We start from the raw sequence: 21746 nt of genomic DNA, 5'->3' as shown, positions 1-21746 counted from the left end.
ACATCATTTCAAGATAATATCCGGCGCCGTTCACGTATCACGCGAGCGGCGCCTTCTGCGTCCGCCATCCGCACCTGCATCAGCCAACATCTTTCGTTCCGGCAGAGTGACGACCATCCCGAGGTTGGGGAACGCATCGACTTTGTTCGGCAGAGCCATGGCCGCGACGAAGTGTTCCTGGAATTTAGGCTCCAGTGCAGTTTCGATCTTCTCGATCTTGCTGACCGTTTCTTCGATTTCCCGGCGATAATCGCGATTGAGCAGGCACATGCGCGCGCCGGTTCCCGCCGCGTTGCCGACGGCCTTCACCTTTTCAAGGTCACAGTCGGGGATCAGGCCCAGCACCATCGCATATTTGGGGTCGATGAACGTGCCGAAGGCTCCTGCAAGTCCGATCCGGTCAAGATGGCCGGCGCCCTGCTTGTCCATCAGAAGTTTTACGCCGGCATAAAGCGCCGCCTTGGCAAGCTGGATCGCCCGCACGTCATTCTGCGTCACTGTGATCCGCGGCGTCCCGTCATGCAGCAGGTAGGAGAAGGTGCGGCCGTTTTCGAGAATACGCTGGCTGCGCGCGGCGAGCCCGCCATCAACAACGCCATCCTCCGAGATGATCCCCGCAAGATACATTTCGGCGATCACCTCGATGATACCGGAACCGCAGATTCCGGTTACGCCGATTTGCGCCGCCGCTTCAGCAAACCCCGGCTCGTCCGACCATGGCTCGACGCCGATCACGCGGAACCGTGGTTCGAGCGTGACCGGATCGATCCGCACGCGCTCGATCGCACCCGGCGCTGCGCGCTGGCCCGATGAAATCTCGGCGCCCTCGAAAGCAGGGCCGGTAGGCGAAGATGCGGCAACGACACGCGTCCGGTTGCCGAGCACGATTTCCGCATTGGTGCCGATGTCGACCAGCAGCATCATCTCGTCCTGCCGGTGCGGTCCTTCGGATAATGTCGCCGCCGCCGCATCGGCGCCCACATGCCCGGCAATGCAGGGCAGAAGATAGGTCCGCGTACCGGCAGTCATCGGCAGGCCGATTTCCGAAGATTTCACCTCGACGGCACCTGAGACCGCCAGCGCAAATGGCGCACCACCCAGTTCCGTCGGGTCGATTCCAAGAAACAGGTGATGCATGATCGGATTGCCGACAAAGACGCTGTCGAGAATGTCCGCGCGTGAAATGCCACCGTCGGCACACACCCGGTCGATCAACCCGTTCAGAGCCTCACGCACGGCATCGGTCATCGCTCCGCGCCCGTCCGGGTTCATCATCACATAGGAAACCCGGCTCATCAGGTCTTCGCCGAATCGGATCTGCGGGTTGGAGGTGCCGGCAGACGCGACCGTGCGGCCGGACAGAAGCGACGACAAATGCATGGCGATCGTTGTCGAACCGATGTCGCAGGCGATCCCGTAAGCCTCGTTCTTCAGCCCCGGATAAAGCGCGATCAGGCGAGGGCGTTCGTCCTCGCGATCCTTGTGGATCGCCGCCGTCACCTTCCACTCGCCTTTGCGCAGGATCTGCTGGACCTGCGGGATGATATGGAAATCCACTTCGACATCGTCGAAATGCCAGTCGGTCGCGAGCGCCACTTTCAGCCGGTCGAGATCACCGAGCGGCTTTTCCATGTCGGGTTCCTCGACCTCGACATAACACATGCGCACTGCCGGATTGCGGTCGAACACCCGCTCGTCGGCTGCCTTGCGCACCACTTGCGCGTTGATGACCGTATCCTGCGGCACGTCGATAACGAGATCGCCGAGGATCTGTGCCGAACAGGAAAGCCTGCGCCCTCCGGGCAGCCCGCGTACCCGGTCGTATCGATCCTCCTTCGGCCCGACTTGCGAGATGTGGTCGACTGACGAGATGATCCCATGCTTGGCGAAATTGCCTTCCTGCACCGAAATCTGGCAACGTCCGCAGGTCGCCCGCCCGCCGCACACGCTTTCCACATAGACCCCAAGCTGGCGCGCAGCATCGAGCACCGGCGTGCCGACCGCAAAGCGGCCACGCTTGCCGGATGGCATGAACAGGACGAGGGGATCTCTACGGGATGCGTCAGCCATTCTCGTCGCTTACTCCGCCCTCGCTCCCGCTCCAGCCCGTGCAGCCCTTCCACCACGCCGTCCGCCACCAGCCGATGGGGCAGGGACCGCCGCTGCGGTCGCACCTCCTTCGGCAGGTTTGTAGTCGCGATAGGTCATAATCCAGTTGCCGCAATTCTGGTCGGTGCCATTAAGCACATTTGCAGCGCGAACAGCCTCCATTTCCTGCGGACGGCAGGGGTTCATGATCGCCGATGTCATGCCGGCACCGATTACCATGGGAATGAAACCTGCATTGATTCCGTGGCGATGCGGCAGGCCGAAGGAGATGTTGGAAAGCCCGCAGGTCGTGTTGACCTTCAACTCCTCGCGCAACCGCCGCAGAAGGGCGAACACCTGCAGTCCCGCCGACCCGAGTGCCCCGATCGGCATCACCAGAGGATCGACGACGATATCATGGCTCTTGATCCCGTAATCTGCTGCGCGCTCGACGATCTTTTTCGCCACTGCAAATCGCACGTCCGGATCCATCGAAATCCCGGTCTCGTCATTCGATATCGCCACGACCGGCACGTCGTATTTCTTGCAGAGCGGCAGGATCGCTTCGAGTTTCTCTTCCTCGCCGGTGACCGAGTTGATCAGCGGCCGCCCCTTGGCGACCTTCAGCGCCGCCTCGATCGCCGCCGTTACCGAACTGTCGATCGACAGCGGTACATCCACCAGGCCCTGGACGATCTCCAGCGTGTGTACCAAAAGCCCCGGCTCCGTCTCGTTCGGATTGACCGAGGTGACACCGGCATTGACGTCGAGCATCGTCGCTCCAGCCGCCACCTGTTCCAGCGCATCCTTGATGACCGTGTCGAAATTGCCCTCGATCATCTCGGCGGCCAGCTTCTTGCGGCCGGTCGGGTTGATCCGCTCTCCGATGACGCAGAAAGGCTGGTCGAAGCCGATCACGATTTCCTGGGTTGCGGATGCGACGATGGTGCGTGTCATTGCGATCTCCGGTTCAGGGGGGAGTGATAAAAGGATCGGCGGTGGTTTATGCGCTCTCCCGGCCGCCGGCCTTTACCAGCGCCACGAGTTTTTCCTTGTCGTAGGCGGCTTCAAGCTCCGCCGCTGCCGCATCCGCCTCAGCTTCCAGGTCGTCGGAAACCGGTATCGGATCGGCCTTACGCCATTCAGCGAGGTAATCGTCGGTTTCTGCCGCTCCGGTGCGCATGGCGCACATGTCGATCGCCTCGGTGAAGCGCAAGGAAAGTTCGCGCTTTGCGGTCTGTCGTCCCTTTTTGATGATCACCTGGGCCGGGATATCCCGCCAGAAGACGACAATGCGATCCGCCATGAGCTCCTCCGATTACTCCGTGAACATGCACCGGTCCTGCGGTTCGGACTGTGCTTCGCACGACGTCGCAGATGACGAAAAGCGACGTCATGCCTTTCATATGTTTTGCCGGAAACAATCACACCGAGCGGATCGCCGAGGTTAGATCACCATAGCCGGTAAAACGATATTCGTATTCCAGCCCGAGATAGTCTGCCGCCTCGCGCGCTTTATGCTGCAACTCCTCGTCTTCTTCCTGCGAGAGATAGATGAGTTTTTTGTAATTGCCGAAATACATGGGCTTCAGTTCGGGATGACGATCGAGGCCGAGCGGTTCGATGACGAAAGCACGAAACTGACGTGCGAGAAAATCAGTCAGGAAAAAGGACAGGAGATCATCGTCGGCCTTGTCGTGGAAGGCCGCATTGCCGGAGAAGAACGAATAACAGTGCGGCCCCTCGATCCGGGCAATGCCCTCTCGCTCACACAGCCGGTCGATCTCGCCGCCGGTTCCGCAATCGGCATAGGCGAAAAAGATTCTCTCGAACCCGTTTTGTCTGGCCTCGGCCACGGCCGCTTCCAGCCCCGGAACGATCTTTTGCGGATAGGCATGCCAAATCGCTGGCAGGCAGTTGAGGTCGATATGGTTGAGCCCCCGTTGCCTGGAAACCGCAAGAATTTCCCTTGCGATCGCTCCGCACGCGATCACGTGAACTTTTTCGCGAGTTGAACGTTCCATAGCCGGAAAATCACTTTCCGGCACATTTTGATCCTTACCCATCGGAGTATTCCATCATGACGGCCAAGACATTCACAGTTATCGCCGCACTTTTCGCCACCACGGTTTCGCTCAGCTCCTGCGGCAATACGATCCGCGGAATGGGTCAGGATACAGCAAATACCGTGAACGCCACCCAGGACGCCGGTCGTCGTGTAGACCGTGCAGCTTCGCACTAAATCGAGACGGCCGGTAGAAACGCGCCGCATCACTTGAGATGCGGCGCTGCCCGTCAGGCACCTGCGGCCATCCGGTTGTGACGGCGGCTGAGGAAGTCTTTCGCGGTCTCGACGGCGACTGCCGCATCACGGCAATAGGCATCGGCACCGACCGCCTTGCCGAATTCCTCGTTAAGCGGCGCGCCGCCGACCAGCACGACATAATCGTCGCGAATTCCCTTTTCCTTCATCGTGTCGATCACGACCTTCATATAGGGCATGGTCGTCGTCAGAAGTGCCGACATGCCGAGGATATCCGGTTTCTCGCGCTCGATCGCATCGAGATAGTTCTCAACTGGATTGTTGATGCCGAGATCGACGACGTCGAAGCCCGCACCCTCCATCATCATGCCGACGAGGTTTTTGCCGATGTCGTGGATATCGCCCTTCACGGTACCGATCACCACCTTGCCAAGTTTCGGAGCGCCGGTTTCTGCCAGAAGCGGCCGAAGGATCGCCATGCCGGCCTTCATCGCATTGGCCGATAGCAGCACTTCCGGCACAAACAGAATGCCGTCGCGAAAATCGATGCCGACGATCCGCATGCCCTCGACCAAAGCCTGGGTCAGAACGTCGTAGGGCGTCCAGCCGCGCTCCAGCAGGATATTGGTCGCTTCTTCGATCTCTTCTCTGAGACCGTCATAGAGATCGTCATGCATCTGTTGAACGAGTTCTTCGTCGGAAAGCTCCGATAGAATGATGTCGTCGTCGGACATGAATTCTCTTCCCTGGTTGGGGGCGATGTTCCGGATCGCCCAGATCGTAACGATACCCGCAACTATGTCTAACCGTATTTTGTTTCGCGTTTTCTTTCGTAAGCGACGTCGCACGTCGGAAAGCGACACTCGGCGGCGCATGATAGAATGTCTGTCTCACACAAGCGCGTGACGCATAAAGGCAGGAGCGTCGCCGTGCGGGGGCCTAGCATGCCCATCAAAAGACCAGGTGAGATCGAGGCGAGGAAGATCATGGACGATATCAGCCAGCAGGCGGACGCGGGTGGCGGTTCTGGACGGCGCGGTCGGGGCGAGCGGGGAGCAGCCGGCAGGCGCGCGGCCCGCACCGGCGGCGGCCCCGGCGCATCCTTGCCCTATATCACCCGCAGGATCGGCGTTTACGAAGTCCTCGACGAAGAGGGGCTGGAACTGATCGAGCGTAATGCCGACACGATCCTCGAAGAGATCGGCATCGAGTTCCGCGACGACGAGGAAGCGCTGGAACTCTGGGCCAAGGCCGGTGCCGATGTGCGCGGCAGCCGCGTGCATTTCCCCAAGGGCCTGTGCCGTGAACTTTTGAAGACGGCGCCGAGCGAATTTACCTGGCATGCGCGCAACCCGGAGCGCAATGTTCATGTCGGCGGAAAAGCGACGATCTTTGCGCCCGTCTACGGCCCGCCCTTTGTCCGCGACCTCGACGGGGTGAGGCGCTATGCGACGATCGAGGATTTCCGCAATTTCGTCAAACTGTCCTATCTCGCGCCGTCGATGCATTCGTCCGGCGGCACGGTCTGCGAGCCGGTCGACGTGCCGGTCAACAAGCGTCATCTCGATATGGTCTACAGCCATATCAAATATTCCGACAAACCGTTCATGGGGTCGGTCACCGCGCCCGAACGCGCCGAGGATACGATCGCCATGGCGAAACTCGTCTTCGGTGATGAATTTGTGGAAAACAATTGCGTCACGCTCAACCTCATCAACGCCAATTCGCCGATGGTCTTCGACGGCACCATGCTCGGTGCACTGAAAGTCTATGCACGGCATAACCAGGCTTCGGTCGTTTCGCCCTTCATCCTCTCGGGCGCCATGAGCCCGGTCACGGTTGCAGGAACGCTGACCCAAATTCTGGCCGAGGTTCTGGCCGGTGCCGCAACCACCCAGCTCATCCGCCCCGGGTCACCTGTCCTGTTTGGCACTTTTGCCGCGTCGATCTCGATGCAGTCCGGCGCCCCGACATTCGGAACGCCCGAGCCCTCGCTGGTCTCCTACGGGGCAGCCCAGCTTGCCCGCCGCCTCGGCCTGCCGTTCAGAACCGGTGGCTCGCTTTGTGCTTCGAAGGTGCCGGATGCCCAGGCAGCCCACGAATCGGCCAATACGCTTAATATGACCCTGCTCGCCGGCACCAATTTCGTTCTCCATGCTGCAGGTTGGCTCGAAGGCGGTCTTGTTTCGTCCTATGAGAAATTCATGATCGACCAGGATCAACTCGGCATGATGCAGAAGATGGCGGAAGGCGTCGATCTGTCGGCCGAGGGGCAGGCGCTTGACGCGATCCGCGAGGTTGGACCCGGCAGCCATTATCTTGGCTGCTCTCACACCCAGGCACATTTCCAGACGGCTTTTTATCGCTCGCCGCTGGCCGACAACAATTCCTTCGAGCAGTGGGAAATCGAAGGCTCCAAGCGCATCGAGGACCGCGCCAATGCGCTCTGCCGCTCCTGGCTCGATCATTACGAAGCCCCGCCACTCGATCCGGCGATTGATGAAGCGCTTCTCGCCTTCATCAAGGACCGCAAGGATTCCATGCCCGACGCCTTTACTTGAAGAGAGCCCGAGGCCGCCAGGGAGCAAGGCGGCGCACGGCAGGTAGCCGATTTTATCCAGGGCAGCGTCTGGAGGCCGCATTATGAATACAAGGGGCCGCGCTGAGACGATGAGCGGCCGTTTGTCCATCTGTCGCGAGATTGAAGCCGCGCTTAAGCCGAGCGGTATCGTGATCCGCGGCACGGTAGATTTTGCCGTGGGCGAGGGGCCTCTGCTGGCCGATGGAAAACCAGCCGCCTCGGTTGTCCTGCTCGGCAATGCCGGCGGCTCGATCTGGCCGGCTTTCTCCCGCTGGAATACTCGCAATAACGGCCCCGATCCGCTCGACACATGGTCGAAGGAGATCATTTGTCCGCTGGCGGAAAAGATTGGCGGCACAAGTTATTTCCCCTCCGATCCGCCCTGGCAACCGTTCCAGCAATGGGCAATGCGCGCAGAAGGGCTGAAGCCTTCTCCACTCGGCATCCTCATTCATCCGGAATACGGTCTTTGGCATGGTTATCGTGGCGCGATCGGTTTTCCCGCTGTGGTCGGAAAGTCCCATGCCGGAAAGGTCGTCACCGTTGGGAGACATGCCTGCGACGTCTGCGAGACGAAACCGTGCCTGACCACCTGTCCCGTTTCTGCCATCTGCATGGATCCGGCGGATTTCGCAGTTTCGACCTGTCGCGGCCACCTCGTTACGCCGTCTGGGCAGGGTGGCTGCATGGTCTCCGGTTGCCTTGCACGCAATGCCTGTCCGGTCGGCCAAGGATACCGCTATCCCAAGGAGCAGCTGAAATTCCACATGCGGGCGCTGGGCTGAGCCGCGTCAAAATCGCCATCGCATCTCAATGACGTTGCGTCTGCCAACAGGCGCGCTACATTCATGATGTCTGACATATGAAACCAGCCGGGAGGAGTGACTGTATGAAACGTATGTGGCCTGACGAGTTTGACTACATTCTGGACAACGCCGAGGAGGTCATGCTGGAGGCCCCGGCCTCTGTGAATGAAGATGGTGTGGAGCTTGATGCGATCAATCGACCAGCCCTCAAGGTTCGTCTGTCACAGCAGGATTTCGAACGGATATGGCCACTCGCCGAGGCCCGTTACCGGCTTGGTGGACGCTTTGCCGGCAAGGCAATCACGCTGATCACTAACAATCCGCATTATCACGCCTGGCACCCGGCCGATGGCGGATCTGATGATTCCGTCTCCGGCAGTGGCACTAAATACACGACCAAATATGTCGTCGCGCACTTCCTGTTCGATGACGTGCGCGAATCCGCGGTCGCAGCCTGACACGGCTTGCTGACACGAGATTGAAAAAAAGGGCCGGTTCCTGACAAAAAGGGGCCGGTCCTTTTTATGTCGAGAAGACGATCGAATATTTTTTCCCTGAACACCCAAGGATTTTCTCTCGCCTGGCGTCTAAGCTCCAGAAGACGAGAGAGCGGATAATACGAGCGTGAGCGCCGAGATCCTCAAGAGAGCGTGCGAAGGTGACCGGGATGCATTCTCGGCACTGATCGAGACGCATTACGATTTCATCCACGCGGTCGCCTGGCGATGGTCCGGTGTCGCAAGCGACGCCGAAGATATCGCCCAGGAGGTCTGTATAAGGCTTGCCCGGGCGATCCGCGGGTTCCGGGGAAAATCTTCCTTGCGTACCTGGCTCTACACAATGACGCTGAATGCGGTACGCGATCACCAGCGCCAGGCCGCTCGCCGAAGTCGCGACGAGAAACGGCTCGCAAACGACCCGCTTTATACTTCGCCGCCGTCTGAGCACGATGGTAGCGGCGATGACGCACTCTGGGCCGCTGTCCGTACCCTGCCTGAAAAGCAGCGTGATGCGGTTTTGCTCGTCTATGCCGAAGGCCTCAGCCACGCCGCGGCGGCCGATGTGATCGGTTGTTCCGAAAAAACCGTGTCCTGGCATCTGCACGAGGCACGAAAACGATTGAAGGACCTTCTGAGGAAGGAGGCAGTCTGACCATGACCGACGAATTCGACAGATTGCGGAACAATCCGCCAGCTCCCGCTCCTTCGGAGGCTGCACGCACCCGTGCGCTTTCCGCCGCCATGCAGGCTTTTGAAGCGGAAGAAAAAAACGCGAGCCAGACCCAAGGAACAAGCTGGTGGCACCGTCAAAGCTCCATCCTCAACCGGATATGGAGCAACAACATGATTACCCGGAAACACTACCTTGCAGGCTCGGCGCTGGCCACGCTTCTGCTTGTCCCTTCGGCCGCCTATCTTACTTTCGAACTGACGCGCGGCAGCCTGCCGGTTTCTTCCGACATTTCTGCCCCGCCGCCAGCCGAAATGGCAGTGCAGCAGGCGCAAAGGCAAGAGGTTGCCCCTCCAACCGACCTTCGAAGCGATTTCAACGCGAGTGAGACGGCAGAATTGCTGAACAGGCAAGAGGCGTCCGGCGGAGCTGCAAAACGATCGCCACAGCCGCTAGCCAAGCCGATGCCTGCCCCCATGATCGAGCCCGCGTCGCCTTCGTCTCCCGCACCGCTGGCCTCTCGCGCTGCATCGCAGGCGGATGCGCGTTACGGCAATACCGCAACATTCGACACTGTTGCGCCGCAGCTCCAGCAAGACCGTGACCGTTTCGCCAATGCCGATCCCAATCCGGTCAAGAGCGTCGCCACCGATCCGGTCTCGACCTTTTCCGTCGATGTCGACACGGCCTCTTATTCCGTCGTTCGTCGGGCGCTGATGCAGGGAAGGTTGCCCGATCCCGACAGTGTTCGCGTCGAGGAGATGGTCAACTATTTCCCTTACGACTGGCCGCGCCCGCAATCGGCCGAAACGCCGTTCCGCACCACCGTCACTATGACGCCGACGCCCTGGAATGCCGGCACACAGCTGATGAATGTGGCAATCAAGGGCTATGACCTGGCTCCGTCCACCACACCGCCTGCCAACCTTGTGTTCCTGATCGATGTTTCCGGTTCGATGAATGAACCGGATAAGCTGCCTATGCTGAAAAGTGCCTTCCGCCTATTGGTCGGCAAGCTGAGACCGGAGGACAAGGTCTCGATTGTCACCTATGCCGGTTCCGCAGGCACGGTGCTCGAACCCACTTCCGCGAGCGAACGTGACACAATCCTGAACGCCATCGACACGCTGCAGCCGGGCGGCTCCACCGCCGGTGCGCAAGGCATCGAGGCGGCATACGATCTGGCTCGTCGGGCCTTCATCAAGGACGGTGTCAACCGTGTCATGCTGGCGACCGATGGCGATTTCAATGTCGGCGCATCGAGCGATGGCGATCTCAAGCGCCTGATCGAGGATCGCCGCCGCGATGGAATCTATCTGTCGGTGCTCGGCTTCGGTGAAGGCAATCTCAACGATAGCCTGATGCAGACGCTTGCCCAGAATGGCAATGGCACGGCCGCCTATATCGACACGCTGGCGGAGGCGCAAAAGGCGCTGGTGGAGGAGGCGGGGTCGACGCTTTTCCCGATCGCCAAGGATGTAAAAATCCAGGTCGAGTTCAACCCCGCGCGGATCGCCGAATACAGGTTGATCGGTTACGAGACGCGTGCGTTGCGACGGGAGGATTTCAACAATGACCGCGTCGATGCCGGCGATATCGGCTCCGGCCATGCGGTGACGGCGATCTATGAGGTCACTCCGAAAGGCAGCGAGGCCGTGCTCAACGATCCGCTGCGCTATGGCAAACCGTCCTCCGAAACGCCTGCTTCCGACGAACTCGCCTTCGTCAAGCTTCGCTACAAGCAACCGGATGGTGACACGAGCAGGCTCATCACCACCGCGGTGACACAGGCAAATGCCTTCAGCGATTTCAACGCGGCGCCGCAGGATGTCCGCTTTGCAACGGCAGTTGCCGCCTTCGGGCAGAAATTGCGGGGCGCCGGGACGCTTGAAGCCTATTCCTACGGCTCGATCCTCGATATCGCCCGCAACGCGCGCGGCGAAGACCCGTTCGGTTATCGATCGGGTTTCCTGGATCTGGTCCGGCTCGCGGAGACGCTAAAGCGATAGGCCTGCAGCATGTCTCCCGAAAGTGGCCACCGGTTTCGGGATAAAGACATGCGCAAAAACAGAGAGCTAAAGCACGGGAAGCGAATCTTGAGCATCACGACGTGCTTTGGCGCGCTGATCAGACCGGCGCCTTGGGATAGGCCCGCTCCAGGCCACCGGAGCGGGTCAAGCCTTGTTTGAAGGCCAGATAGGCGGGATGCTGGCTGGATTTCCCTGCTTCCGACAGACGGATTTGCAGGCGGTCCGGCGCCATGTTGCCGAGCCACTCACCGCATTTTTCGAGCTTCAGCGTATTAAGGAAACGCGCCTCCGAAGCCTGATCGAGATAAAGATGCAGACCAGCCAGGATCAGGTCGTCCTGGGCCGGATTTTCCATCAGAAGATTAAGCCAGCTCTGCTTATCTTCGGAAAGGCTGGCCAGCCCTTCGGCTACGGTTTCGCGGCTGCCTATTGGCGATACACTGGTCATTCTGTTCGTCCCCGTTGCCTTAACTCCGGCGACGACGGCGCTCCTGGCCGGAATCGCCACCGGATTCGCTCGCCGTCTTATTGCGGAGCGGGCCGATCTTGTCGACGATTTCTTCGATTGTCGGGCGCGGGCGCGGCGTATAATTGTCCAGCGCTACACGCATGGCCGAAAGATGCTCGCAGGAGGTGCCGCAGCAGCCGCCTATGATTTTTGCGCCCGCGTCGCGCGCCAGCCGCGCATATTCCGCCATCAGCGGCGGTGTGCCGGAATAATGGATTTCAGAACCGCGAAACTCCGGAATGCCGCAATTGCCCTTGACGATGGTGATCGCATCCGGGTTGGCCTCGGTCATGTCGAGAAGCGAGGAAAGAATGTCGGACGCACCGACGCCGCAATTTGCCCCGACTGCTTCCGGCCCGCTGCCGACATCGGCGGCAACACCATGGATATCCTTGGGATTAAGCCCCATCATCGTTTTGCCGGCCGTGTCGAACGATCCGGTATAGGTGTACGGCAGGCCGACTTTCACCGCCGCTTCTGCCGCGGCTCGGATTTCGTCCGCTGCCGACATGGTCTCGATCCAGGCGACATCGACACCGCCGGCCTTCAATCCTTCCATCTGTTCGGCAAAAGCCTGAACCGCATCCTCATAGGACAATGCTCCGAGCGGTATCAGCAATTCGCCGGTCGGCCCGACAGAACCTGCGACGATGACCTTTCGACCAGCCTTGTCGGCCACGGCGCGCGCGATCTCGGCTGCCCGCCTGTTGAGTTCAGGCACCCGGTCTTGCGCATGATGCAGCTTCAACCTGTGGCGAGTGCCGCCAAATGTGTTCGTGAGAATGATGTCGGCGCCAGCATCGACAAAATCCTGATGCAGCTTGGTGATCCGGTCCGGATGCGCCTCGTTCCAGAGTTCCGGCGCTTCGCCTGCTTCGAGCCCTGCGGCAAACAGGTTGGTTCCGGTTGCGCCATCCGCCAGCAGAACGCCCTTTTCTGCAATGAGCGCGGTCAATGGATTGGCTGTCGGCATGGCGCCCTCCTGAAGCTGAAAGTAAGATATAAGGATCTCTTTATATGCTTTCAACCAACAGGATATGCGCCGGCTGCGACGCCGGCGCTTCTGTTTCCGTCTTCACTCTGCCGCCATCTTGGAGGTGTCGGAACCGGCGGGTGTCACCATGGCCGCCATCATCGTCTGCAGGTCGAGCGTGCCGGTGGGCGTTCCTGCTTCGTCGATGATCGTCGCCTTTGTCTGGCCACTCTCGGTCATAGCCTTGGCTGCAGCTTCGAGCGTGGTGGTCGCCTCTATGCGCACCCCATCCGCCAGTCCGTCGAACGGCTTCATCACCGTTTTCGCCTGGATCACCCGGCCGCGGTTTACCTCTTTGACGAAGGCGGTGATGTAGTCATCGGCCGGTGACAAAACGATCTCCTGGCCGGTTCCCTGCTGCACGACCTGGCCATCGCGCAGGATGGTGATCTTGTCACCAAGCCGCAAAGCCTCGTCGAGATCGTGAGTAATGAAAACCACGGTCTTCTTCAGTTCTGCCTGCAGGTCGAGAAGAACGGTCTGCATGTCGACGCGGATCAGGGGGTCGAGTGCCGAATAGGCTTCGTCCATCAGCAGGATGTCTGCATCGTTGGTCAGTGCACGGGCAAGGCCGACGCGCTGCTGCATGCCGCCCGACAGCTGGTTCGGATAATGGTTCTCGAACCCGGTCAACCCCACGCGTTCGATCCAGTATTGACCTTTCTTCAGGCTTTCCGAGCGGGGAACGCCCTGAATATCGAGCCCGTAAACGGTGTTCTCGATCACTGTACGATGTGGCAAAAGCGCAAATTTCTGAAATACCATCGCCGTCTTGTGACGACGGAATTCGCGCAGGTCCCGCTCGTTCATGCCGCAGACATTGACACCGTCATAAACGACCTCGCCATATGTCGGTTCGATCAGCCGGTTGATATGACGGATCAACGTCGATTTGCCGGAGCCGGAAAGTCCCATGACAACGGTAATGCCACCGGCCGGCATGGAAATGTTGATGTCCTTCAGCCCCAGAACATGGCCGTAGCGTTCATTCAGTTCCGCTTTGGAAAGGCCGTTCCTCACCGCCTCCACATGCTGTCGGGCATTGGCCCCGAAGATCTTGTAGAGGCCTTTTATCTCTATGCCGTGACTAGCCATGCACCACCTCCGAATGACGCTGAAGCCGCATGCCGAAGGCCTGGCTGGTGCGATCGAAGATGATGGCGATCGCCACAAGCGCAAAACCGTTGAGGAAGCCGTAGGTGAAAAACTGGTTGTTGATCGCCTGCAGCGTATTGCGGCCAAGCCCTCCGACCCCGACCATGGAGGCGACGACCACCATGGCAAGCGACATCATGATCGTCTGGTTGATGCCGGCCATGATTGTCGGCAGCGCCAGCGGCATCTGCACGTTCCAGAGTTTCTGGCCGCGAGAAGACCCGAAAGCATCCGCCGCCTCCAGCACCTCCTTGTCGACAAGCCTGATCCCGAGATTGGTGAGGCGGATCATCGGCGGCACGGCATAGATAACGACAGCAATCAGTCCCGGTACCTTGCCAATACCGAAAATAACAACCACCGGGATGAGATAGACGAAGCTGGGCATCGTCTGCATCACGTCCAGAATGGGATTTATCACGCCCTGCACGCGTTCCGATCGCGCCATCAGGATACCGATCGGCAGGCCGATGATGATGGCAATCAATGTCGACACGGTCACGATGGCAAGCGTCGTCATCGTATCTTCCCACAGTCCCACAAGGCCGATGAGCAGCATCCCGATCGCAGTGCCGACGGTTATGCGGATGCTTCGGCTGCCAAAATAGACGACCACCAGCATGACGATCAGAACGACCGTCCAGGGCGAGGTGGTGAACAGTCTCTCGAGATAGTTCAGGAACCACTGAAGCGGAGCTTTCAGCGCATCGATTATATATCCGTATTCCCGCACGAGGCCTCTAAAACCGTCATCGATAACTTGGCGTGCCTGGCGAATATAACTGTCGCTGATGGCCGGGAACCGACAGAAGGCTCGTGGCAGGAACTCGCAGATTGCCATGCTCTTCCCCTTGTTGTGCCTGTTTGCATCTTCCCGGCATCGCTTCATGCTCGGGCTGGCAATCATCGCGGATGACCTGGCGCGTCGCACGCCCATAAGGGATCTTATGCTGCGCGCTTCTGTGAGGTCATCCGGAGGAGAGGCGGCAGCAATCCGCCGCCTCCCTTGTCCGCATCAAAGCGATGCCTTCACCTTTTCGGCGATCTCCGGTGAAACCCACTTGGTCCAGACGTCCGGCTGGGTCTCCAGAAAATGCTTGGCTGCGTCCGCATTGGTGCCCTGGTTGTCAGTCTGCCAGGCGAGAATGCCGTTGACCGTCGCATTGGTCCACTTTCGGGCCTTGATATAGTCCATCGCAACACCCGCCTTGTCGGCGAACTGCTTGGTCACGACTGTGAAGGCCTGCGATGTCGGATAGGAATTGACCTTCGGATCGGCGCAGTCCGGAACCGCGGTGCAGGCGTCCCAGTTTGCCTTGTCGTGCGGCACATCGAAGGATAGCTTCACCATCTCATACTTGCCGAGAATGGCGGTCGGTGCCCAGTAATAGCCCAGCCAGCCGGTCTTTTTCTCGAAAGCGCTGGCAATCGAGCCATCAAGGCCCGCAGCCGACCCGGTATCGACCAGATCGAAACCTTTATCCTTGGCGCCGAGGGCGCGATAGAGATTGGCCGTCGAAACCTGGCAGTTCCAGCCGGACGGGCAGTTGGTTACTGCGCCCTTGGACGGATCTTCCGGGGCAGGGAAGAGTTCCGGATGTTTGAGCGCCTGCTCGACGGTCTTGATGTCCGGATGGGCGTCAGCCAGGAATTTCGGGATCCACCAGCCTTCGACGGCACCATCGGCAAGGATTTCGGCGGCCTCGATCAATCTGCCTTCCTTGACCGCCGCATCGAGCGGGGTGCGCACGGCATTGACCCAGAATTCGGGTGCCATGTCGGGCTGCGACTTCTCGTTCATCGAGGTAAAGGTTGGCATCGTGTCGCCGGTAACGAGTTCAACGCTGCAGCCATAACCTTCTTCGAGGATGATCTTGTCGACATTCGCGGCAACGCCGGCCGAAGCCCAGTTCATTTCAGCAATAGAGACTGAGCCGCAGTCGGCATAGGCTGCCCCGGCAAACCCATAAAGACCGGCTGCGAAGACGGTGGAAGCGAGGAGTTTTTTCATCGTAAGACCTCCCAGTCTTGGTGTTGACAATCGATACGTGGAGCCGGTGTTACCGAAATCCGTGATGAAAGCGCCTGGGAGCGACGAGGCCGCACCCTCTCAATGGTCGCTGTCCCCATGCGTCTTTTTGCTACCTGTCAACAGCCACAGATAGGGCGCATTTTTCTGTCAGCGCAGGCAGCGTACGGCTTAAATCAAATAAATCAACAGCAGCTGTCAGCGTTGCTTATCCGAGAGTTTCTCGTAACTCCTTGGAAGAACGTGATTTGTGCCGCTTGGAAGGCCTAAAAACGATCAATTGCCGCCTATCTGCGCTGTCCGTATAGGCGCAACTTCGGCGCGATCATAAATGGCGATAAAGTCACGCCCGAGATTTGACCTTTTGTAGCCGATTAGCGGCGCGAAAAAATTTCAGAAAAAAGTGCGGTGCACCGAAAAAACGTATGACCGGTGAATATTGTTTGCTTCTCGCACTCCTCAATAACCATCCGGTAAGGAAGTGTCGCTAAGTTTCGTGACGCGGACAAGAGCTCCGCCAGTGGCGCCGGAATTTTGGTAATGCGTACCGGCTGCCTCTTTATAGGCCTCGGGCTAGTTCATCATTCTAAGATATTTCAGAGCTTTGATGCAGCAAGGATGCTCTCCTAGGTGGCATCAAGGCGACTTTGTGATCCATCGATCTGCCGATCGTCAGCGTGATGTGCCGGAAAGCCCGGAATATCGGCAGTGCCGGCTTCAGCCGGAATTGGATGTTCTGATGAAGCCGAACAGCGACATGCGGCGTGCGGTGTCCGACGGGCGCGTCTGACGGAATGCCTTGGGGGGTTCGGAATTCCAGGCGATCTGCAGGCCATTGCTGTTTTTGAACACGTAGAGCATTTGGGTGTTTCCTCAGTGGCTGCGATCTCGTCGCGACGCCTTATGTTTTGTCGATCCAATACGCCTCACAAACCCACGACGCCCCTCTGTAATTCGTCACGCGATGTCGCAAAATGAATAGTGCGTCCAAATGCGCAGGCAGGCGGCAATCCGGTTCGGATTTGCGGGACCTGTTGACTTCAAGCTCCGCATGTCCGACGATCTGCGTGCAATACGAATCCAGACAAACCCGAACACGGACCGGACGCCTCTGACATCTACGAATCGTCCGGTTTCGTCTGGCCTCTATGCGACCTTCCTCCATGATCCTATCCGGCAAAACAGCTCTTGTGCTCGGCGGCGCCCGCTCCGGGAAATCGGCCTTTTCCGAACGCCTGGCTGAGGCGACAGGCCTCGAGCGCCATTATATAGCAACCGGTCGAGCCTATGACGACGAGATGCGCGAACGGATTGGCCGCCATCAGGAGGATCGTGGGGCATCCTGGGTGACGCATGAAGAGCCGGTCGAACTTTCCCATACGCTTGGCGCAATCGACAGGCCGGGACGCGTGGTGCTTGTCGATTGCCTGACGCTCTGGGTCACCAATCTGATGATGGAGGGCGAAGATATCCCGATGCGCTGCGCCGAACTCGCCGCACAACTCTCCAGCCTCGACGCCCGGATCATTTTTGTCTCGAACGAAGTCGGTCTGGGGATCGTGCCGGAGAACAGGATGGCGCGTGAATTCCGCGATCACGCCGGGCGCCTGCACCAGCAGATTGCCGCCTCGGTTGACGAAGTGTTCTTCGTGGCCGCTGGGCTGCCCCTTCGGATGAAGGGGTAATCTTCCTCTCACCAGCCGAGCCAGAGCCGGGCAGGGTGGTTCGGGTCCGCAAGAAGCTTTGTCGCCAGCACAAGACATGACAGCACCAGCAGCGGCTTGATGATCTTCGCGCCCTTTTTCATCGCCAGTCCCGAACCGATCTGCGCGCCGATAAACTGGCCGACCCCCATGAGCAAGCCGACTTTCCACAGGATCGATCCTGTCGCGACGAAGACCAGGAACGAGCCGAAATTCGAGCCGAAATTGATGAGCTTGGTGTGTGCCGTCGCTTTCAGCATGCCGAAGCCTGCGAGAAGCACGAAGCCGAGCATATAGAACGAGCCCGCGCCCGGCCCGAACAGGCCGTCATAAAGCCCGACGAGCGGCACGGCGGTCAGGCCGAAAACGAACGGTGTCACCCGCCGCCGCCCATCCGTGTCCGACAGGCTGGGCTTGAAGGCGAAGAACAGCGCGATTGCAATCAGCAGGAAAGGGATGGCGGCGGCCAGCGCCGAAGCCGGAACGACCGAAGCAAGCACTGCCCCCACAGCGCCGCCCGCGGCTGCCATCAGCGCCATGGGCAACTGGTTACGCAGGTTGATATGTCCCTTGCGCGCATAGGCAATCGTTGCCGACGCCGCGCCGAACTGGCCTTGCAGCTTGTTGGTCGCGATCGCCTCCAGCGGCGGTATGCCGGCGATCAGCAGGACGGGAATGGTGATCAGCCCGCCGCCGCCAGCGATTGAATCGACGAAGCCGGCGAAAACGGCGGCAAGAAACAGGAGGAACAGAAGTTCGAATGCGATATCGGGCACGGGATCAGGCTCGGAGGAGGGCAATTTCAGGAAGGTGCCGCCTTCTTCCATGGAACGGCCGGTCCGACAAGCCCTCCCGGCACTGCAGCCGTTCTGCCGTGTGCCTCGGGATTGCGCCGCGTCCGAATGCCCTTATGGTGCGCGGCCTCGCATTCGATTGAAAGACTGGATAAGCCCGCATGCTTAAAGTGATATTCGACTCCGACCCCGGCGTGGACGACGCCATGGCACTCCTCTACCTGCACCGCCATCCAGGCATAAATCTCGTCGGTGTCACGACAGTGTTCGGCAATGCTCCGATCGAGATCACGACCCGAAACGCACAGTATCTGCATCAGCAGTGGAAGATCGAAGCGCCCATCGCCAAGGGGGCGGGGCGGGCCTATGACGATGGCCGCGATGCCGCACATTTCGCCCCGGTCGTGCATGGCGAGGACGGGCTTGGCAATATTGGCGTGCCGCTGGACGTCGACCATCCGATTGACGAGCGTTCGGCGGCGCAGTTCATCATCGATACGGTGAGAGCCGATCCCGGCAATGTCACGCTGGTCGCCGTCGGTCGCATGACCAACCTGGCGCTCGCCCTGAAGGCCGATCCGGAAATCGCGGCCCTCGTCAAGGACGTGGTGATCATGGGCGGCGCTTTCGACGTTAACGGCAATGTCACTCCGGCGGGAGAGGCCAATATCCATGGCGATCCCGAAGCCGCGGATGTCGTCTTCACCGCGTCATGGAAAGTCACGATTATCGGTCTCGACGTGACTCTGAAAACAACCATGTCTTCCGATTATCTGGCGAAAATGGTGGAGGCCGGGCCTTCGGAGCTAAGGCTCCTTTCCGACCTGTCGCAATATTACATCGATTTTTATCGCCAGCGCGTCGGTCTCGACGGCATGGCGTTGCACGACAGCTGCGCCTGCGTTTACCTCACCGAGCCGCATCTCTTTGAAGTTCGCACCGGTCCGGTTCGTGTCGTTTGTGGCGGCCTTGCGGATGGAAAGACTATCCAGGCACCGGATCACGGCCGCAAATATGTCGGCAGCGCCTGGGATGGCGTGCCGAGCCAAGACGTTTGCACCGGCATTCAGCCGGATGCGGTACTCGAAGCAATCCGCGCTGTTCTCGTCGAAGGACGTACGCCGTAACCGTGGTGTGTGCGGGCGGTCAGTCGCCGCCCGCGGTCACCGCCAGCTTGTCGAGATCCGGCACATAAACCTGCCGGTTGTTTTCTATGTGAATGAGGCCGTCTTTGCGCAACTTGGTCATCTGGCGGCTGACCGTTTCGATCGTCAATCCGAGAAAGTCTGCGATATCTGCGCGCGACAGCGGCAGTTCGAAGGCGCAGGCACCAAGCCGGTCGGGGTCGGCATGTGCTGCGACCAGAACCAGAAGGCTTGCGACTTTCTCGCGGGCGGATTTGCGCCCCAGCGTCAGCATCCAGTCCCGCGCTTCGTCCAGTTCCGTCAGTGCCTGGTTGTGAAGACGGCTGCCGAGTTCCGATGATTCGGAAATCATTCGTTCGAGAATTTTTCGCGGCAACACGCAAAGTTCGGCATCTGTTGCGGCTTCCGCTGCCATCAGGCTTTCGCCGAGAAACGGCCGGCCCATGAAATCCGGCGCAAATTGCAGGCCGACGATCTGCTGGCGTCCGTCCGCCATGATCTTCGAAAGCTTTATGACGCCCCTGAGTATATTCGAATAGGAATGAACCTGCTGGCCCTGGCCGATAAGCTCCGTACCAGCTTCTACCGCCCTGCGTTGCGAATGCTTGTTCAGCTCTGTGAGTTGAAGCGGGGTGAGCGTCGAACAGATACCGCTATGACGGGCGTCGCAGGCGCGACACACCAGCGGCACCTCGTGAATGTCCAGAATCTTTAGCTGCGCATCCATTCCCATTCCCCCACGCCGGCACACCTGGCCCGAAAATCGGAATTGATTTTCGCAAACCTGATACACTGCTCAAAAGCTACAGCACTCCTCATTCACCTGACGAAAGGTGCGGCGCTGCAGGCGGCGATCGATGGTCCGAACTTGGTTCAGTTGCCCTTCTCATGCTTGATCCAAGTCAAAGTCGCTAAAATATTCCGCAGGTAGCTCTTGAGGCACATGAGAAGAGGTGTGCGATGAGCGAAAGATTGCTTGCGAAATATTCAGGCTCTGTGCCGCGATACACTAGCTATCCGACTGCGCCGCATTTTCACACTGGTGTAAATTGCGACATCTATTCGCAGTGGCTGTCCAAACTGGATACCGGCAACAATCTGTCGCTCTATCTTCACATCCCCTATTGCGATCGGCTCTGTTGGTTCTGCGCCTGCCATACCAAGCAGACGCTCCGCTATGATCCGATAACAACCTATCTCGCCGCACTCCGCTTGGAGATCGCTGCTGTCGGCGCAAAAGTGCCGAAAGGTGCAAAGGTCACGGCCATACATTTCGGCGGCGGATCGCCGACAATGCTGAAGCCTGAGGACATGACCGATCTGATGGCCTGTCTGCGGGCATCATTCAATGTCGCCGCCGATGCCGAAATCAGCGTCGAAATGGATCCGAACGATCTGGACGAAGCCCGTTATGACGCGCTGGCGGCGATTGGTTTGACGCGCGCAAGTCTCGGCGTTCAGGATTTCGATCCGACCGTCCAAAAGGCGATCAATCGCATCCAGACCTTCGAACAGACCAAGTCCGTCGTTGATGCCGTCCGTGCACGTGGCGTCGGTTCGGTCAATTGTGATGTGCTCTACGGGCTTCCGCATCAGACGCTGGAAGGCGTCGGGCGCACGCTTTCCGACATCTTGTCCCTTTCGCCCGATCGCGTGGCGCTTTTCGGCTATGCTCACGTTCCGTGGATGAAGAAACATCAGACGATGATACCCGAATCCGCATTGCCGGATATCGGCGAACGCTTCCGTCAGAGCAATTTTGCCAGTCGGCTTCTTATTGAAGCGGGTTACCAGGAGATCGGTATCGATCATTTCGCAAAGCCGTCTGATTCGATGGCCGTTGCGGCAAGGACAGGCCGGCTGCGGCGCAACTTTCAAGGCTACACGACCGATAGCGCTGATGCGTTGATAGGTCTCGGCGCGTCTTCCATCAGTCAGTTGCCGCAGGGATATGTGCAGAATATGCCGGCTACCGGGGAGTATCAGCGCATGGTCGAAGTCGAGGCGATGGCGGCAGTCCGGGGCGTGGAATTGTCTGAAGATGATCGTATGCGCGCCTATGTCATCGAGCGGCTGATGTGCGATTTCGGCTTCGATTTCATGCCCTTGCTCGCCAATTTTCCGGCCGGCGCTCACGCGTTGATTTCCGAGGCCCGCGCTTTTGCCCGCAGCAATCCGGATGACATCTGTCGCGTCGGCAACGCCTCCTTCACGATTACGCCGGAGGGGCGGCCGTTTACCCGGACGATCGCCGCGGTCTTCGATCGTTATCTTGAGAGCGGGCGTGGCAGGCACTCTATTGCGGTATAAGTCGCAAGCCTTCATGATTGCGGTGTTAACGATTGCTGTTTAGGCAACAGTTTCGGTGCAAATTTTGCGTCCGAAAAAACGAAGCCATTGGCATTTGGAACCATTTTCCCTATGTGGAGCTACGAATTACC

General features: G+C 59.2%; 22 protein-coding genes. 9 read left to right on the top strand and 13 right to left on the bottom strand.

Annotated elements, in window-relative coordinates; genetic code table 11:
* Positions 1-30: 30 nt before the first annotated feature.
* From MRBLMR1_RS30310 to MRBLMR1_RS30295, 4 genes are all read right to left on the bottom strand, one after another.
* Entirely contained in the window at positions 31-2070 is a 2040-nt protein-coding gene (locus tag MRBLMR1_RS30310) for an ASKHA domain-containing protein (protein ID WP_148146452.1), read from the bottom strand.
* A gap of 9 nt (positions 2071-2079) precedes the next feature.
* Positions 2080-3045 carry a methyltetrahydrofolate cobalamin methyltransferase gene (locus tag MRBLMR1_RS30305; protein WP_148146453.1) on the bottom strand — a complete coding sequence of 322 codons (966 nt, stop codon included), beginning with the start codon at positions 3043-3045 and terminating at the stop codon, positions 2080-2082.
* Positions 3046-3091: 46 nt separating this feature from the next.
* A complete protein-coding gene (locus tag MRBLMR1_RS30300; protein WP_148146454.1) occupies positions 3092-3394 on the bottom strand; it encodes a virulence factor in 303 nt (100 codons plus the stop codon).
* 118 nt (positions 3395-3512) lie between these two features.
* A complete protein-coding gene (locus MRBLMR1_RS30295; protein ID WP_148146455.1) occupies positions 3513-4154 on the bottom strand; it encodes a DUF1638 domain-containing protein in 642 nt (213 codons plus the stop codon).
* 14 nt (positions 4155-4168) lie between these two features.
* Here MRBLMR1_RS30295 and MRBLMR1_RS30290 point away from each other — a divergent pair, with 14 nt between their 5' ends.
* Positions 4169-4330: an entericidin domain-containing protein gene (locus MRBLMR1_RS30290; protein ID WP_148146456.1), complete on the top strand. Its 162-nt coding sequence runs from the start codon at positions 4169-4171 to the stop codon at positions 4328-4330.
* A 53-nt stretch (positions 4331-4383) separates the two neighbouring features.
* Here MRBLMR1_RS30290 and MRBLMR1_RS30285 read toward each other — a convergent pair whose 3' ends face one another.
* Positions 4384-5085 (bottom strand): corrinoid protein, encoded by a 702-nt coding sequence (locus MRBLMR1_RS30285; protein ID WP_112507838.1) that lies wholly within the window; start codon positions 5083-5085, stop codon positions 4384-4386.
* A 252-nt stretch (positions 5086-5337) separates the two neighbouring features.
* Here MRBLMR1_RS30285 and MRBLMR1_RS30280 point away from each other — a divergent pair, with 252 nt between their 5' ends.
* From MRBLMR1_RS30280 to MRBLMR1_RS30260, 5 genes are all read left to right on the top strand, one after another.
* The gene (locus MRBLMR1_RS30280) at positions 5338-6912 is read left to right on the top strand and encodes a trimethylamine methyltransferase family protein (RefSeq protein WP_148146511.1); all 1575 of its coding nucleotides are present in this window, start codon (positions 5338-5340) and stop codon (positions 6910-6912) included.
* Positions 6913-7021: 109 nt separating this feature from the next.
* Positions 7022-7717: a 4Fe-4S dicluster domain-containing protein gene (locus MRBLMR1_RS30275; protein ID WP_183686936.1), complete on the top strand. Its 696-nt coding sequence runs from the start codon at positions 7022-7024 to the stop codon at positions 7715-7717.
* Between the two features lie 113 nt (positions 7718-7830).
* Entirely contained in the window at positions 7831-8196 is a 366-nt protein-coding gene (locus MRBLMR1_RS30270) for a hypothetical protein (RefSeq protein ID WP_148146512.1), read from the top strand.
* Positions 8197-8362: 166 nt separating this feature from the next.
* Positions 8363-8890, top strand: a complete 528-nt coding sequence (locus MRBLMR1_RS30265) for an RNA polymerase sigma factor (protein ID WP_148146457.1) — start codon at positions 8363-8365, stop codon at positions 8888-8890.
* A 2-nt stretch (positions 8891-8892) separates the two neighbouring features.
* The gene (locus MRBLMR1_RS30260; RefSeq protein WP_500067240.1) at positions 8893-10917 is read left to right on the top strand and encodes a vWA domain-containing protein; all 2025 of its coding nucleotides are present in this window, start codon (positions 8893-8895) and stop codon (positions 10915-10917) included.
* Positions 10918-11035: 118 nt separating this feature from the next.
* Here the strand turns inward: MRBLMR1_RS30260 and MRBLMR1_RS30255 are convergent, their stop codons facing one another.
* The 6 genes from MRBLMR1_RS30255 to MRBLMR1_RS30230 all read right to left on the bottom strand — a co-directional run bounded on the left by MRBLMR1_RS30255 (position 11036) and on the right by MRBLMR1_RS30230 (position 16524).
* Positions 11036-11386, bottom strand: a complete 351-nt coding sequence (locus MRBLMR1_RS30255; protein WP_148146458.1) for a hypothetical protein — start codon at positions 11384-11386, stop codon at positions 11036-11038.
* Between the two features lie 19 nt (positions 11387-11405).
* Entirely contained in the window at positions 11406-12419 is a 1014-nt protein-coding gene (gene bmt, locus MRBLMR1_RS30250; protein ID WP_148146459.1) for a betaine--homocysteine S-methyltransferase, read from the bottom strand.
* A gap of 102 nt (positions 12420-12521) precedes the next feature.
* Positions 12522-13574 carry a quaternary amine ABC transporter ATP-binding protein gene (locus MRBLMR1_RS30245; RefSeq protein ID WP_148146460.1) on the bottom strand — a complete coding sequence of 351 codons (1053 nt, stop codon included), beginning with the start codon at positions 13572-13574 and terminating at the stop codon, positions 12522-12524.
* Positions 13567-14475, bottom strand: a complete 909-nt coding sequence (locus MRBLMR1_RS30240; protein ID WP_148146461.1) for an ABC transporter permease — start codon at positions 14473-14475, stop codon at positions 13567-13569. Before MRBLMR1_RS30240 ends, MRBLMR1_RS30245 begins: the two co-directional genes overlap by 8 nt.
* Positions 14476-14649: 174 nt before the next feature.
* Positions 14650-15645, bottom strand: coding sequence for an ABC transporter substrate-binding protein (locus MRBLMR1_RS30235; RefSeq protein WP_148146462.1), 996 nt, complete (start codon positions 15643-15645; stop codon positions 14650-14652).
* A 735-nt stretch (positions 15646-16380) separates the two neighbouring features.
* Positions 16381-16524, bottom strand: a complete 144-nt coding sequence (locus tag MRBLMR1_RS30230) for a hypothetical protein (RefSeq protein WP_183686908.1) — start codon at positions 16522-16524, stop codon at positions 16381-16383.
* A 302-nt stretch (positions 16525-16826) separates the two neighbouring features.
* Between MRBLMR1_RS30230 and cobU the strand changes: the two genes are divergently transcribed.
* Complete coding sequence (gene cobU, locus MRBLMR1_RS30225) at positions 16827-17348, top strand: bifunctional adenosylcobinamide kinase/adenosylcobinamide-phosphate guanylyltransferase (protein WP_148146463.1); 522 nt, start codon at positions 16827-16829, stop codon at positions 17346-17348.
* A gap of 8 nt (positions 17349-17356) precedes the next feature.
* Here the strand turns inward: cobU and MRBLMR1_RS30220 are convergent, their stop codons facing one another.
* Positions 17357-18193: a TSUP family transporter gene (locus tag MRBLMR1_RS30220; protein WP_148146464.1), complete on the bottom strand. Its 837-nt coding sequence runs from the start codon at positions 18191-18193 to the stop codon at positions 17357-17359.
* A gap of 128 nt (positions 18194-18321) precedes the next feature.
* Here MRBLMR1_RS30220 and MRBLMR1_RS30215 point away from each other — a divergent pair, with 128 nt between their 5' ends.
* The gene (locus MRBLMR1_RS30215) at positions 18322-19287 is read left to right on the top strand and encodes a nucleoside hydrolase (RefSeq protein ID WP_148146465.1); all 966 of its coding nucleotides are present in this window, start codon (positions 18322-18324) and stop codon (positions 19285-19287) included.
* Positions 19288-19306: 19 nt separating this feature from the next.
* Here MRBLMR1_RS30215 and MRBLMR1_RS30210 read toward each other — a convergent pair whose 3' ends face one another.
* On the bottom strand, positions 19307-20032 hold the full coding sequence (locus MRBLMR1_RS30210; RefSeq protein WP_148146466.1) for a Crp/Fnr family transcriptional regulator: 726 nt from the start codon (positions 20030-20032) through the stop codon (positions 19307-19309).
* A 233-nt stretch (positions 20033-20265) separates the two neighbouring features.
* Here MRBLMR1_RS30210 and hemN point away from each other — a divergent pair, with 233 nt between their 5' ends.
* Positions 20266-21615: an oxygen-independent coproporphyrinogen III oxidase gene (gene hemN / locus MRBLMR1_RS30205; RefSeq protein ID WP_148146467.1), complete on the top strand. Its 1350-nt coding sequence runs from the start codon at positions 20266-20268 to the stop codon at positions 21613-21615.
* Positions 21616-21746: the final 131 nt, after the last annotated feature.

The organism is Neorhizobium sp. LMR1-1-1.1 (assembly GCF_040675795.1).
Taxonomy (GTDB): Bacteria; Pseudomonadota; Alphaproteobacteria; order Rhizobiales; family Rhizobiaceae; genus Neorhizobium; species Neorhizobium cellulosilyticum.
Note: the sequence above shows the minus strand (reverse complement) of the source record. Positions and strands in the feature narration are given on the sequence as shown.